This is a genomic window from Floridaenema aerugineum BLCC-F46 (genome assembly GCF_041929345.1).
Lineage (GTDB): Bacteria > Cyanobacteriota > Cyanobacteriia > Cyanobacteriales > Aerosakkonemataceae > Floridanema > Floridanema aerugineum.
In genome coordinates this window covers 13299-28581 of record NZ_JBHFNQ010000048.1, presented here as the reverse complement: position 1 = coordinate 28581, position 15283 = coordinate 13299, and the positions used below count along the sequence as shown (strand labels likewise).

Here is a 15283-nt window from a genome sequence, read left to right as displayed (position 1 = left end):
CTAAAGGGGACGAGTAAAAGACTACAAGCAGTCCCAAACGCTCTGCGAGCAATGGGATAGAGGGTGTAGTAGTTCACCCAGTTAGGGTAACACCTACAAAATAAGACCTGAGATATTTGTCTATGGTTTTATGAACTATTCATCACCATGACAACTTCATGTTGACATCTCCCCCGGTTGAAACACGGGGGATTCTAAGCGGATGTTACTACGTGGTCTAAAGACACACTTCGTAACGTCTTCTTACGATATGATTTATCTAACTTGTTGAACAAATCAATTCGTTGCGGCACTGTCAAAGATGCCCTACCCACCTTGACTAAACTGATGTTTAGCTGTGTGGCTACTTTTCTAATGATGTTCGCTGCGGCATTTGCATCAGCATTAATCAAATATCCCAACTTTGTGCGATACAACCCACGTTTAATTCTTGTACCTGATGGTTTCCACTGTTCGGGTTTTTCACCGTGTTTGGGCAGAGAATCATCATCAAGAAATGAAGCTTTGGAAGTATTAGCTTCCTCGGTAATTGTTAAAACAATTCCGAATTCTGGACAAAGTTGTTTGAGTCTTTCAATCAACCGCCCTGTAGGGATAACAACAAAGTTTTGATTGTTACGCTTTCCCATGTCAGAGCAGTTTTTTTGTTCTGGATTCCAACCAATAACTAAATTTCCCACTCGGTCATTTAAACATTGGTTCACAATAAACCTAGCAGCTTTATTGATGGCATCGCGCATTTGATTGTTGCGCTTACGCTGCACTCTATCTAAGTTAGCATCCCAATAAAACTCCGGTTTACCTTGTTTATATTTAGCCACCAATCGGCAGTAACCCTGATTCATTGATTTCAGTTTTCTGCCACTAATAATCAGACTTTTTCCCTGAGTAGAAACGCCAGTTAACCAATTAGTTCCCCCATGATCGAACCCCCAAGCTTGGCTGTAATCAAGATGGGGATTAATTTTAATTGGCTTTTTACCGTCATCAATCACCCAGTCAATCCAAAATTCCCCATAGTAAGGGCGAATTGTTACTTCTTTTACCCAATCGTCATCAATGAACTCTGGTAAGTGCAACGAAATTTCACCTAACAGTTCTGGTCTAGTTTCTCTACTCACAGATGGGTAAAAACAACCATCTTTATAAGTTAGTGCTTGCTTGGGAAATGTTACCGATGCCAATCCTCCACTCTTACGATAATTAGGTAATGAAGGCTTATTTACTTCTCTCTGGTAATAAAGATTGACTAATTGATTGTAACCAGTGATTGATTCTCCGACGGTTTTTAATGTTTGTTGTGCTGCTTGCGCTGCTATCCCTTTGTAATGCACATTTTCTTTCAAAACTTTATCTAGTTCTGCATAGGTTGTATTGTATCTGTAAGTCTTCCAACTATGCCGTAACTCATCGCCACGCCAGTAACTTGTTGAGGAATTTTCCATTTCTGACAACCTGGCGTAATGAGATTGACGAGTATGGTAAATTGCACAATTTATTAAGCTATTGGAGTTTTTACATTGGTCAACCCAAAAAGCTTTTTCTTCATTAGTGAATTTAGCTCTGACTGGAATTGTTTTGTACACTTGCTTTACCTCCTGTCTTTTAATATCGTAGTAACTACATTTTTGAGTTAGTTACTGAACATGAATGGAGGTTGATTGCGCTCGAAATTCAACCAGACCATGTTCATTTTTTTATTAATGCTCCTACTCATGAATCGCTAGCCGATGTTGCTAGATGGGTGAAAGGTAGAGCGTCCCACCATCTTAGAAAAGAGTTTCCAGCAATTAAAAAAACTGCCCGCTTGATGGACACCGACTTATTTCGTCGCAACTACTAGACAACTCAGTACTGAAGTGGTTAGAAAATATATTGAAGCTCAACGAGGTAAATCAGAGAAACACGGGGATAAATCCCCTTGCGTCGCGTTTCATCCCCTGCTTAAAAGCTAGGGGTTCTCACGCTCCCATTCTTTTCTTGATAGCACCAGTTATTACCAGTATGGTCAATTACCACATCCAACACGACTACCATATTGCGATCGTGAGCATCATCAATCAAGTCGCGCAAATCTTGAATCGTGCCGAAACGAGGGTCAATATCAAGAAAGTTCTGGATCGCATAGCCGTGATAAGTTTGTAAATCTGCCCGTTGCTTGAAAGCCGGATTCAGCCATAAACCTGTAATTCCCAGTCCTTGCAGGTAGTCCAGCTTGCTACGTACACCCTGAAGCGTTCCCCCCGTAAAGCGTAAGCCAGCTGACATCCAACTGCGTTTGTCCTGAGTCCGGTGTTGTTCGGGGTGGCGATAATCGAACATCGGGCGCTCTGCTTCCCGACCATCGCTGAAGCGGTCTGGTAGAATCTGGTAAAAAATATGATCTTTCCAGAGTGTAGGACTGGGAAACACTCGTCCTCTGGGTTCTAGATTCAAGTGGGCGAGATCCTGTGGAGCAAAATTCTCAACTTTGGTTTTCATGGTTAACTTAATATTAATAATTCCAGGTAGATTGGCAGTCGATCGAGTTTGAGCCGCAACTATTTAGCTTCTTCAATGGGTGAAATCATAACCTCTGATTTAAACTTCAAATCAATTCATACTATGGACAAAAAGTAGCAAACTGGTGAAAATTTGCTACGGCATCAAAAATCTTAAATTTATGGAAATTATTGAGTCAAAAATACATAAACACCTGTTAAAATTACCATTCCCCCTGAAAGCATTCCTGCCCAAAGTCCGGGCATTTTCACGCTAAGGCGATGTCCAAGAATATATCCTAGAGCTAACCCCAAAAAGCTAAATAGAATTACGAGTCCAGTAATTCCGATCGCACTATAAGCAGAAATACCCCCACCAATTCCGATCGCTAAATTATTCACACTTAATCCAAATGCCAAAGTAATTGATTCGTTGATATCAATATAACCAGAGCGATCGCGATCGGCTTTTTCGGGATGTTCTAAAAAGTTTTCATAAGCAAGTTCCTCTAGAAATTTATCAGATTCATCTTCCAAATTAGTAATTTTAGAAGCGGAAATATTGGTAGTATTAGCGAGTCCAGCCTCTAGTTCTTGACGTAAGAAAACTAACCGTCTAACTCGTTTTTTCTCTCGCTGAACTATCGCCCACAACCCCCACACACCAGCCACCACTAAAGCCGAACTCCCCAAATGTGAAGCTTGCACCGGAGTCAAATAGCTGCTAATTTCTTTGCCAACAGACATTGATAAAAATGTGCCTAAACCTGAGACTAAGGCAATAAATCCATTTGTACGATTTCCAATTCTAATGTTTTCATTTCCGTAAGCAGTGCCGATCGCAAAGTTATCTACACTGGCAGCTAAAGCTAATATGAGAGTACCAAAACTTTCACTCATCAATTCCAACTCTCCTTTAAATTAATCCTGTTACCAAACTTACTCCTAACGCGATGATCACACTGTAAAAATAGTAAGAAATTATCATTTGTCCTAAACTCAATCTTCGCATGGCAGACTTAATAATTGGGATATCAGAGGTTTGAGCCGTCATGCCAATAACAAAGGCAAAATATAAAAAATCACTGTAACAAGGTGGCATTTCTCCAACAAATTTTAATCCCCCGTTGTATGCTTGCTTTGAGTCTGACGGAGAGTTTTCTTTAACTGGGCGGTAGTAAAAAGAGGCATAGTGATGAGCAAATAGAGTATGAACTAATAGCCAGGAACAAAACACTGCTATAATTGATAAACCAACTTCTAAACCCAGAGTATTCTTATATTTAACTAAGATAAATCCGATCACAAATAAACTACTCAAAGTTGCACCGATCGCTAATAAAAAGATTAACCAACTATCAAGTTCTTGCTGTTGCGATCGCCGCCGAGTTTGCGCCGCATTTGCTCTAAACATCATTGACCAAATCAAGAACAAAAAGCAAATTACTCCCCCAGTCCAAGCTGCTAAAAATTGCAACTCTAATCCTCTAGGAACACAAAAGAGAAAAATTACAAATGCCACTCCCAAGGATATTAATAAACGGGATTTTGGTTGTTCTATTTGGTGACGAATAACAGCAAGTTTCATTTATTTTCTGTTTAATCAAAAATGTTACATTAATCCTGATGCAATGTTGACGCTAGAAGCTAAAATTACCATTGAGAATAGAAATCCTACTGCTCCATGAGCCAAGGCTAAGATTCTCATTGATGACGAAGAAATCAAAACATCTGCTGATTGAAAAGTCATTCCAACAACAAAAGCTAAATACATAAAATCCCAGTAATTAGGCATTTCATCACCCGGAAAAATTAACCCTCCCACATAACCAGTTGGACGAGAAAAATCCCGTCGATAGTAACAGGTTGCATAATGCAAAGCAAACATTGTATGAGTGAGAAACCAGGAACAGACAACAGCTGTTAAAGAGAGAATTACCTGAAAGGTAACATGAGAAGATGGTATTTCTTGACTGTTGGATTGCATAAAGGCGATCGCAAACAGACTCATACAAGCTGCAATTATTACAGGGATGAAAATGCGATCGGCATTTTGTTCTTGATATTGAACATAATTACGAGTTTGTTCCGCTGTTGTCAAGCCAATCACCAGCAACATTAAACCTAAAAAGCAAAGCACACCACCAATCCAACTAATTAAAATCCGGTTATCAAGATAAACAAATTTTGGCAAGATCAGAAACAGAATCATTGCTACCATAACCGAGAAAGCCAAACGACCTTCTGAGTTTAGATTGCTCAGACTCAGTTTTCCCAAATCTAAACTATTGATAAGTTTCCACTTCAACACCCACTTGAACTGGCGCAAAAGTCGTTTGCCAATAGGATAACCAGATTTCCGCGAAGGAAAAGTTTTCATTGTGACTTATCTTAGCCAATAATCCTAAATTTACAATAATTTACCAAACAAAAGTGCAAAACTGATGACAAAAAAGCGACTCAAAGTACGTTGTTGCGCTTTAGCGCGAATCTGGCGCTGAAGCGCAACAACTTACCTGGATCTCAACTGATTAAAGACAGTTCAGAAGCTACGAGAAAACAAAGTGAACCTAAAATAAGGAAAGGAGTTCCTGGTAAGAAGGGTAAAATTAGACCAATTATGCCTAAAAAGAAACAAATTGTCCCCATTACTTCTAAGAGAGCGATCGAAAATCGGTAAAACAAAGGTTTAAGTTCAGGATGTAACGGATTCATTCGATCGAAAGTCGCAAAATCAAATGTTTGTTGATTTTCTTGATTCGGCATTGGTGAAACAACTACTTCCACCACTTTTGGTGCAGAAACAATTAGCGATCGAATCAACTGCGCTGCATTGGTGTTTTCCTCATAGTACATAGTCACCGATTTTGCCATCTGGTTGATATTAACTTGAGTTACACCAGCAACAGCTTTGAGCATTTTAGTTAACCGATCGCCATATTCGCGATCGTACCCTAATCGAGGAATACGAATGCGAACTCTTCCCTTGATTTGATGTACAATTTCGTAGCCGCTTTTTAAGTATTCTCTAATTCCAAAAGCACCGTTTGCTAAAGCTAAACTACTAAACTCTTCCGGCATGGCAAATGCAGATGTCATTGTTGTTTATCTCCCATTTCATAAATTTAATTTAACAGCTGACAAAAGAAGGTGTTAACTCTTTCTCTTGGCTATGAGTAGCATTGTTCGCCAACTCTGAATCTAACCTTGTTGCTGATTTTAATTCAAACAAGGGACGTTGACTATTAATAAATTCAGCGACAAAAGCCGATCCATTATTCACAATCACGTTAACTACGGGATTTAATCCGAAGAATATCCCACCAAAAGTTACAATCAAATTGGGAAAAACAATGATTGCCGTATTTTGATAAATGCGCTCAAAGGCTTTTCTAGCAATTTCGATCGCATTCACCAACCCCCACCAATCCCGATTTAAAAGCACTACATCAGCGGTACTTTTTGTTACCTCCTCTATTGTCCAATTTGGTTGAGCCATTGATACAGAAATATCAGTATTAATCTGACTTTCGCCAATCACCGCAACTCGCTTTCCTAAAGATTGCAAAGTTTTAATATGACTTGTTGATATAATCTGGCTGACAGGAATACCCAAGTGTTGCGCCCGAATCGCCATTGTGGAAAAATCAAGATTAGTATTATGCAGCAAATAAACGGTGATTCCTTGATTTTGTAAAGTAGCGATCGCTAAAGTAGAAACTGTCTCGCCTCCCAGTTCTGTATCTAACACAATAGTATCTATCTGTGCCAACTTTTCCAGAACTCTACCACTATGAATATAAGCCCCATGCTCAACCCCAAGCACCAAAGCTGATAATAAAGTTGTGGAAATCGAAATGGGAACACCGCTACCGAAGTCAAATTGAAAAGGTGCGATCGCCGCACTCAAATTTCCCGTAGTTGCAAAAATCGTTCCTCCCATTAATATCGTTGGGAATACTGCCTCTCGCAAAAAATGAGCTTGCGCCGCTCCTAATTGAGTATCATGAACCGCAGCAGTTCGGATTTGATGAGCCATTAAACTATGAGTATTATCACCAATTTCTGCATCTAAAATTGCTTGATGTTCCTGATTTTGAACAGTTGTTCCCCGGAAAGTACGCCGAGATTCTACTAAACAAGTTTTCAATGCCGGAGCGACAAAATTACCCTGTACCGTATGTAATCCCATCCACAAAGAATCTAACACATCAATATTTGGTTGTTGATGCTTAAATAAACTTTCTGTAGCACGATTAAACCAAGGCATTGCTGCTACTGCGATCGCACCCCCCACCAACACCGCAGGTAGTTCCAAAGGAGTCGCCAACAATGCCAAACTCAAACTTAATACAGGCAAACTCAAATCTCGCCATTGATTAACCAATGGTATCAGATCCTCAGTTTCCGGTAACTCCTCAACCGAATCAACTTCAGGTTTTGAGACATCAATTTTAGTTAAATTACTTGCCAACTGAATACAAGTTTTCAGGTAATTTTCCGCCGCTTCAATATTAATATCATCTTCATTGTAAGTGACAATTAGCGATCGAGCCGCTGGATTAATGCGAACTGCGATCGTCATTTCCCAAGCTTTCACCAACTGCAAAAGCCTTTCGGTGAACTCCTCATCAACAGCAATTTTCTCAATCCGAAACCGACAACGCCCTGGGATACTATGAACAACTTCATCACTCATAAACTAACTCAAAATTTCTTTTTTTGCACTGCTTTGACACTTTTTTTCATAAAATATTTTAGGGATTGTTCATCAATTATTCGATCAAACCAATTCCACCAAAAAAATCACTATTCATTGATAATATAACCGATAACTACCGCAATTCATTTTAGATTATGGAATTTAAACCGCTAAAGTCAATTCTCCAATCCCCACGATTCAAAAAAACCATTGGTAGACTTAACCCGCTTTTGTTTTGGGCAGCAATAGCGGGATTGATTACCGGAGTATTAGGGGGTAGCTTTCGATATCTCGTATCAGCAATTTTAGATAGTCGTATACGTTGGATTGATTCTTTAGATAAATTGCCTGGGCAGGGAGCGATCGTTTCCATAATTATCTCAGCAATCATGGTTTATCTAGGATTTTTCTTAATGCGACGCATTGCCCCAGACACCTCCGGTAGCGGCATTCCCCAAATTGAAGGAATGTTATCCGGGCATTTCCCCCTAGTTTGGCAACGAGTCTTGCCCGTAAAGTTTAGCACTGGTCTGCTCATCCTGGGTAGTGGCATGGTCATGGGACGCGAAGGGCCAACCATCCAAATGGGAGGAAGTATCGGTAAAATGGTAGGAACTTGGTTCAATGCCAACCAAGAACAAACAAGAGTGTTAGTAGCTGCTTGCGGTGGAGCAGGATTAGCAACCGCATTCAACGCTCCTTTAGCCGGGATAATGTTTGTCTTTGAAGAACTCAAACCAACCTTTGAAGACGAAGTTCGTGCTTACCACGCCATCACCCTATCCTGTATTTCTGCCACCATTGGACAACAACTAATCTTAGGCACAGGACCCGTCTTAAAACTAACTCAATTTGAAACCCCACCCCTAGCTTCTTTATGGATTTTTGCACTTTTAGGAATTGCTTTTGGTTTTATTGGTTACGCTTTTAATACTTTGCTAGTTAAAAGTTTAAACTTTTTTTCCTCTCTACGTGGCAGAAGCTACCAATTTACCGGGCTATTTATTGGCGGTTTTATCGGGTTAATGAGTTGGTTTTACAATCCCACCACTGGCGGTGGCGAGGAAATGATTATTTGGTCATTTAACAATGTCGAACCGAGTCATGTTCTCTTACTACTATTTTTCATTCGCTTCGGGATGACAATTTTGTGCTACGGTTCTGGAGCACCAGGGGGAATTTTCGCGCCCATGCTCTCAATGGCAACTTTATTTTGTTTAGGTATTGCTAGACAAACTCACACTTGGTTTCCCACTGATTTACCATATCCTGAAGTATTAACAATTGCTGGAATGGGCGCATTAGTCGCCGCCACAGTACGCGCCCCCCTAACAGCAATTTTGTTAACCTTGGAAATGACCGCTAACTATCAGTTAATTTTGCCAATTTTGGTAAGCTGTTTTACCGCAAGTACTACGGCTCATGCAATGGGAGGAAGACCAATTTACACGGTACTTTTGGAACGAAGTTTAAAGAAGTAAATATTTGGGAACTAGCGAATGAGATTGCTTTTTTAGCTCTTTCATCGCTCTCTATTTGCCTCTAACCAAGCTAACAAATCATCCCGACTGTTAAAATCCAAAAACGCCTCACTTAAATCTTCCAATACAGATAGCGGTAAATTGGAAATACAGTTTTTTTCCCGATCAGATAACTCTCCAAAGCGGCGCGACAAAACACGCAGAACTAAATTAACCGCTTCCAGCTGTTGTCCTTCTTGCCTTCCTTCGAGTCTTCCTTCTTGCCGTCCTTCAAGTCTTCCTTCTTCTTTAGCTTCCCGATAAACTCGGCTTTCTTCTAATCTTAATCCCAGCATTGCTTCTACCTCCTGCCGACTTAAATCAATAAACTTATAGACCATAATTGTGGCGATCGTATCTATTATGCCCCGACTTGCTTGTGTTTCGCTAACTTCTTGTTGGGCGCGTTCCAATAAATACCTGGCTTCTGCTGCTGCTTGTTCTTCATCAACAATCGTCAGCACCATTAACGCTATTCCTAATGGTAACTGTCGAATATTACCTAATTCGTTCAGGTAAACTCGATGTACTTGCTCCGAGTTTAGCAGTGCTTGGTAAGGAGAAATATCATTTTGTTCGATGCTGCGAGTCGGATAAATTACTACTGCTTGCCAATTAGAATAACGCTCTCGATTGCGGTAGAAATACAAAAATGCTTCTCCAAACAAGCGTTCGTATAACCGTTCGTCTTTCTGAAATTGAACTTCGCAGAAGTAAATGATCCCATTTCTCTCAGTATCAGGGGGCAAAAATACGCCATCAATCTCAAATTTTGGTTCTTTGACTGCTACTGAATCAAAGCGGTAGGCGTTGGCATTTGTCGGGGGAGTTGCAATTAAATCAAACAACAGGGTGGGTGAGTGTTGGAAGATTTTGTAAAATATTGAGTCGCGCCGCATGGAAACATTATAACCGATCGAGCCAGATTAATATCATGTCCGATCGATCGGCGATAATATCCTTAATCCAAAATCCTGTAGAGACGTTATATATAACGTCTCTACATTATCGGTAATCAACCGGACATAATATAATTTTACTTTGAATCGATCGCATTTCTCCAATAATTTTAACTATTTTCTCAATTAATCAGATTAAACCAATAGTACCAAATCAGGGTTAATTACCCCCTATTCCTCTCCCTCTTTCCTCTGCGTTCTCTGTGTCTCTGCGGTTGAAAAAAAATCTTTATTCACTAATATCGATCGCTCGATACATCCCTACCACTTCATCTGCCAACCGATTTAATTGAGTAACAATAAAAGTTAACTCCTGTACTTCACTCTTGGGCAAAGTTTCCAAATAATCCTCTGCTACATCCAAATTTTGATTAAAATTAGGTAGCGGTGAAAGTGTAGTTCCTTGATAATAGAAATCTTGTAAATTCTGCAATGTGTCTGTTATTTGTTGTTTAAATCGATCGAATCCAGGTAAAGACGAAGCTAACTGAAATCGCTGAAGATGATGGCTCAAACTAGTTACAGTACTGATTAAACTATTAGCATTGATTAGTAACTCGATCATCCCCGCCAAATCTCCTTGAAAACGCTGCGGTTCCTGACTCATCCTTTGCGTAGCTGCCATTGCATTGGCACTAGCTAATTCCGCTTCATGACGTAGTATATTACGAGTTTTCCAACTTTGTTCTTGTCCTTGATAGGCTCCGGCGATCGCTTGAAAATAAGTTAAACTTGCTTCTAGTAACATCCCCATTCTTTTAGGAAGATAACGCCGTTGCCAAATGGGCCAAATATAATAACTAATCGCCACTAAAATTCCCCCAAGTAGGGTATGAAAAATCCTAATTTCAGCGAGATACCAATTTCCCGGTTTAGTCAGATTTAATACTACAATAACCATGAAAGTTAGCAGCAGAATAAACAGTGCATAATTCACCAACCTAACTGCACCCGCTAACAGCGATAATATAATTACAATTCCTAGTAATATTCTCAAATCGTGAATGCTTAAAACTAATCCAGCTGCCAAAGTTGCCCCAACAATAGTGCCACTAATCCGCTGAATAACTCTCTCCATAGTTCCACCATAATCCGGCTTGAGCACAAATAGCACTGTGAGAGCAATCCAATATCCTCGATGCCAAGAAAAGCTAACTGCAATTAACATCGCAAAACTAGCGACAGTAGCTATCCTTAAAGCATGGGAAAAAGTCACAGATTTAAATGTCCAGTTTCGGACTAAAGTTTCCCAAACTGAAGGTGTCGGTGAACTAAAGGGAACTGAACTTAAAGAAACTTGTTTTTGACTTTGGCGATCGAGCAGTAAATTAATTGTAAAATCAATTTGTTTGGCTAGATTTCTCAACCCATCAAACAGCGTTGGCAAATAGCGATCGATTTTTTCCTCTGCCAATTTACGGCAATTTTTCTCTAACTCTTGCATCTGTTGTTTCACAGTATCTAGAGTTACCACTATTTCTTTAGCAATCTCTCGACGTTCATCCAAATCCCTAGACTCTAATACATCATCGAGAGTCTTCATTGCTTGAATTAAAGATTGAAGTGCTTGAGTTAAATCAGGACGAATTTTATCGAATAGCGGATTTTTTCCCTGTTCTATAATTACTTCTGAGATAGTGATACTTTCTCGATACATCTCGGTTGCTTTTTGAATTAGTAACAGCAACCTTTTAGCTTTTTGTTGAAAACCTTTTTGCGACAGCCAGACATTATGCCAAAGTTGGCGAGTTTCCCCGATCGCAATTCCTGCTTTATACTGTGCTTGAGAAGTAATTGTATCCCACAACTTATCCTCGTCGTTTATCTCCTCTTCTAAGACAGTTTCCAGAAACTTCGTCAGGACACGGTAACTATTAGCCAAAGATTTCTGAACTGGTCTATAAGGATAAAACACCCATCCACTTAAAGAAAATATTGTTCCCCAAGCACCAGCCAATAAAATCAAACAAAATTGTTGTATTGCTAACTCTAAATTACTAGAAAGGTGAGTCGAAATTAACCAAAAAATCCCAATTACTGCTCCGCTAGCAGTCGCCCCATTGCCACATACACCAGCAAAGGTAGTAATAAAAATTACGATAAATGTCAATAAAACAACTAGCCAGGAAATTTGATTACTCAAAATTCCGATCGCTATCACACTAGCAGAACCTAAAGTTGCGATCGCCATCGCCCAAAACTTATCCTGATAACTGCCAGAGACGCTACCAGGAATTAAGGTAATAAAAAAACCTGCTAAAGCTGGCAAAATACTCCATTCTAAATGCCCAATCTGTTGACCAATTAGCAAAGGTACGGCAAAAGCGATCGCCGATCGAATACCATTAGCAATAGTCAAATCGCTCAACTTAGGACGAAATACCGATAAACTGTTGCCCATTGATTTGGTGAGGAACAGAACAGAAAACAGGAAAGGTCTAACCAGGATTTTTACGATTTACCAGATTTCTTGATTAATCTTAGTGACAAATTCCCGTATAAGTTTTCCCTCCATGCTGAATTTGAATCACACTGTAACTACCCAGTAAACTAAAACTAATCGGACTTCCTGCTCCAGATTTTCCTTTGAAATTATCATTTCCTTGATAGGTTGTAGAAGCTAATCCAGCTTGTTGCATTTGTCCATTGATGGATTCATTCATAGTCACAGAAACAGGTTGTTTTTTCTGCATGGTGTTGTTATCAATGACAGATGTATAAAAATAGATTTTATTACCTTGTACAGTCTCCCCTTTCGCTACACAAATAATCCCATCCCCTAAGCTAGGAGAAGCTAAAGCTGTTCTGACTAAAATGCTAGGAAATAGCAATACTGTTCCGATCGCTACAAAACTCAATCGATTCAGAAAATTCCCCATAATTCAACTATTCCTAAACCTAAATAAACCTTTTACTAGCAATTAAATTTACCCCAAAAAAGTGAAAAAGTGGTTCAAAAACCACAAATCTAAGAAATTTATCATTATTCGTAGGGTGCGTTAGTGCCAACGTAACGCACCATTCCCCTGATATCTTGCACCTACGCTTTGATATCATGTCCGATCGATCGGCGATAATATCCATAATCCAAAAACCTGTAGAGACGTTATATATAACGTCTCTACATTATGGGTAATCAACCGGAAATGATCTAAATTAAAGGTTATCAAACCACAACAGCAGGTTTTTGTCCGTTACCATTTGTCTGATTATTCACAGTTTCGGTAATTTCCGCAATATGATGATGACTGTGCAAACGTTCCTCTTCTTCTTCGATTTCCGCAGCACTTAACCGATGTCCTAAAGGAGTTACATCACCAGGGCCAAGTAGTGGTCGCAGACCGTTCAATTCTGCTAAAATTGCGGTTCCGTTGTTGATGACAACTGCCAAAATTGGATCGAGAGCAAAGAAAATACCGGAGAGGAGTGCGCCAATATTGGGAACAGCTACGATCGCAGTATTTTGCCAAATAATATCCATCGTATCCCGTGCCACTTTGATCGCCATGATCAATCCTCGCAAATCGTTTTCCATCAACACCACATCAGCAGTTTCTCTGGCAATATCCGTTGCACCCGCAAATGAAACAGACACATCGGCATAAGCTAAAGCAGCAGAATCGTTAATCCCATCTCCGCAGAAGGCAACAGTCTTACCTCGATCGTGAATTTCCTTAACTACTTCGACTTTCCGTTCTGGGAAAGCTTCCGAATAAACATTGTTGGGGTTGATGCCGAGATTTCCGGCGATCGCATTTGCCACCCGCTTCACATCACCCGTCAACATATAAGGAGTAACACCCAAACTCTTTAACTCCCGAATCACATCTTGACTTTCTTGACGTGGGGGGTCACTATACATTACTACTCCCAAAAGTTTACCATCTCCGGCGACATAAACCAAGGATTGTCCGCTAGTCAAAGCATCAGGAAAACGGCGTTCAAACTCAATTAAATCAATATTTTCTGTTTTCATGAATCGCGGACTACCGACGCGAATCTCAATCCCATCAATTTGCGCCGCGACACCTAAACCAACCTTATATTCCCATTCTTCACAAGTTTTCAAAGTTAATCCGCGATGGTTTGCACAGTGAACGATCGCTTCTGCAATCGGGTGAGTTAAGCGTTGTTCTGCTGTCGCCGCTAATACCAAAAGTTCATCGGAGGTAAAGCGATCGTCCATTACCGCAACGTCATTCACTCCGGCGTGTCCGACAGTTAAAGTCCCGGTTTTATCAAATACTACTGTATCAATTCGGGCGAGAATTTCAATTGCGCGACCGCTGCGAATCAATACCCCATTCCGCGCCGCATAAGTCAAAGCTGATAAAATCGAAGTTGGCACAGAAACCCGAATTCCTGTACCTAAGTCTAAAGTTAACAGTGCGATCGCGCGGTTCAAATCAGCTGATAATAAACCTACACCTGTACCAATCAACAATGTAGGAATCACAGCTTGATTCGCCACCATTGCGGCATAGTTTTCAATCCGGGTATCATGCACAGGTGCAGCTTGCATCAAGTTGACAATGACTCCCGCACGAGTATTATTTCCAGTGCGTTCGGTTAAAATTCGCAACTGTCCATCTGACACTAAAGTTGAGGCGAATACTTCATCGCCTTCTCGCTTGGTGACTGGAACTGATTCTCCGGTTAATTTGCTTTGATCTACCGATCCAGTTCCTTGGATGACAATCCCATCTACCGGAATCTGATCGCCAGGGAAGACAATCACATAATCGCCTTCTACAATGTCTTTAACCTCGATTTCTACTTCTTGTCCATCGCGGATGACGATCGCAGTTTTACCCAAACAATCTAACAAATTTAACGAAGCTCGTTCCGTACCTCTAGCCGTCAAGTCCCGAATCGTTTCTCCGCCTTCGACTAAACCTACCATGAACGCAGGTGCGAAGTAATGTCCTTGTGCTGTGTGCAATGCGATCGCTAATCCATCCAAAAAGTCAATAGTTAGTTGCTTTTCTTCTTGAATCGCTTCGATCGCCCGATGAAATACTGGCATCGCACTCGCAATCACCACCGCACCGATCACAAAACTAGGAATCGGTGCTCCTAGTAATGCTGCCACACTCAGAACCAACCCGGCAACTGGTAATCCTAATCTCTCAACAAAATTGATTTCATGACTACCCTCGGATTTTGCTTCTTGCGGTTCTTCGCTAGTATAATTTACCGGAACTTCGGTAACTGCTGCAACTTGAATTGCTTTAAATAATCTTTCTTCAATTTTGGCTAAGGGAATCGAAGAATTATCTGCATTATAGTTAACTACTAAAGAACTAGCGATCGCATTAATCTGAAACTCTGTCACGAACTCCAATTTTCGCAACACATATCCTAGTTGATTTACATAATCATCATCATAAGACAGTCGGGTAATCCGAATCCGAAACCGTCCCGCCGTCCAGTGAACTACTTTATAATGAACTGTTTCTATTTGACAAATTGAAGTTTCATCAATTGTTACTTGTTGTTTAGATCCATTAGATTTTTGAGAAACTATCGAACTAACAGACTTTTCATTTAACTTCGCAGCACTCGTGGCAACAGTCATGATTTCTCCTAAAACGCTCCGATCGGGAATTAATAAATTGCAAA

Annotated in this window: 12 protein-coding genes and 1 pseudogene; 2 read left to right on the top strand and 11 right to left on the bottom strand. The window is 40.3% G+C overall.

Annotated features, from left to right (window positions below; translation table 11 throughout):
- Nucleotides 1–194: 194 nt before the first annotated feature.
- On the bottom strand, nucleotides 195–1586 hold the full coding sequence (locus tag ACE1CC_RS05660) for an RNA-guided endonuclease InsQ/TnpB family protein (RefSeq protein ID WP_413269497.1): 1392 nt from the start codon (nucleotides 1584–1586) through the stop codon (nucleotides 195–197).
- A 38-nt stretch (nucleotides 1587–1624) separates the two neighbouring features.
- Between ACE1CC_RS05660 and tnpA the strand changes: the two are divergent.
- Nucleotides 1625–1895 (top strand): annotated as a pseudogene (gene tnpA, locus ACE1CC_RS05655) (IS200/IS605 family transposase); the annotation flags it as partial.
- Nucleotides 1896–1944: 49 nt separating this feature from the next.
- On the opposite strand, the gene ACE1CC_RS05650 reads toward tnpA, so the two are convergent.
- The 6 genes from ACE1CC_RS05650 to ACE1CC_RS05625 form a co-directional block, all read right to left on the bottom strand.
- Nucleotides 1945–2481: an alpha-amylase family glycosyl hydrolase gene (locus tag ACE1CC_RS05650; RefSeq protein WP_413269496.1), complete on the bottom strand. Its 537-nt coding sequence runs from the start codon at nucleotides 2479–2481 to the stop codon at nucleotides 1945–1947.
- Between the two features lie 188 nt (nucleotides 2482–2669).
- The gene (locus tag ACE1CC_RS05645) at nucleotides 2670–3380 is read right to left on the bottom strand and encodes an MntP/YtaF family protein (protein WP_413269495.1); all 711 of its coding nucleotides are present in this window, start codon (nucleotides 3378–3380) and stop codon (nucleotides 2670–2672) included.
- A gap of 16 nt (nucleotides 3381–3396) precedes the next feature.
- Entirely contained in the window at nucleotides 3397–4068 is a 672-nt protein-coding gene (locus tag ACE1CC_RS05640) for a DUF1345 domain-containing protein (RefSeq protein WP_413269494.1), read from the bottom strand.
- A 24-nt stretch (nucleotides 4069–4092) separates the two neighbouring features.
- Complete coding sequence (locus tag ACE1CC_RS05635) at nucleotides 4093–4860, bottom strand: DUF1345 domain-containing protein (RefSeq protein WP_413269493.1); 768 nt, start codon at nucleotides 4858–4860, stop codon at nucleotides 4093–4095.
- Between the two features lie 143 nt (nucleotides 4861–5003).
- The gene (locus tag ACE1CC_RS05630) at nucleotides 5004–5579 is read right to left on the bottom strand and encodes an HMA2 domain-containing protein (protein WP_413269492.1); all 576 of its coding nucleotides are present in this window, start codon (nucleotides 5577–5579) and stop codon (nucleotides 5004–5006) included.
- Between the two features lie 31 nt (nucleotides 5580–5610).
- On the bottom strand, nucleotides 5611–7179 hold the full coding sequence (locus ACE1CC_RS05625) for an HMA2 domain-containing protein (protein ID WP_413269491.1): 1569 nt from the start codon (nucleotides 7177–7179) through the stop codon (nucleotides 5611–5613).
- A 158-nt stretch (nucleotides 7180–7337) separates the two neighbouring features.
- Here ACE1CC_RS05625 and clcA point away from each other — a divergent pair, with 158 nt between their 5' ends.
- On the top strand, nucleotides 7338–8663 hold the full coding sequence (gene clcA / locus ACE1CC_RS05620) for a H(+)/Cl(-) exchange transporter ClcA (protein WP_413269490.1): 1326 nt from the start codon (nucleotides 7338–7340) through the stop codon (nucleotides 8661–8663).
- A 41-nt stretch (nucleotides 8664–8704) separates the two neighbouring features.
- Here clcA and ACE1CC_RS05615 read toward each other — a convergent pair whose 3' ends face one another.
- From ACE1CC_RS05615 to ACE1CC_RS05600, 4 genes are all read right to left on the bottom strand, one after another.
- Nucleotides 8705–9601, bottom strand: coding sequence for an Rpn family recombination-promoting nuclease/putative transposase (locus ACE1CC_RS05615; protein WP_413269489.1), 897 nt, complete (start codon nucleotides 9599–9601; stop codon nucleotides 8705–8707).
- A 289-nt stretch (nucleotides 9602–9890) separates the two neighbouring features.
- Nucleotides 9891–12062: an FUSC family protein gene (locus tag ACE1CC_RS05610; RefSeq protein ID WP_413269488.1), complete on the bottom strand. Its 2172-nt coding sequence runs from the start codon at nucleotides 12060–12062 to the stop codon at nucleotides 9891–9893.
- A gap of 79 nt (nucleotides 12063–12141) precedes the next feature.
- Entirely contained in the window at nucleotides 12142–12540 is a 399-nt protein-coding gene (locus ACE1CC_RS05605) for a hypothetical protein (RefSeq protein ID WP_413269487.1), read from the bottom strand.
- Between the two features lie 287 nt (nucleotides 12541–12827).
- On the bottom strand, nucleotides 12828–15239 hold the full coding sequence (locus ACE1CC_RS05600; RefSeq protein ID WP_413269486.1) for a heavy metal translocating P-type ATPase: 2412 nt from the start codon (nucleotides 15237–15239) through the stop codon (nucleotides 12828–12830).
- Nucleotides 15240–15283: the final 44 nt, after the last annotated feature.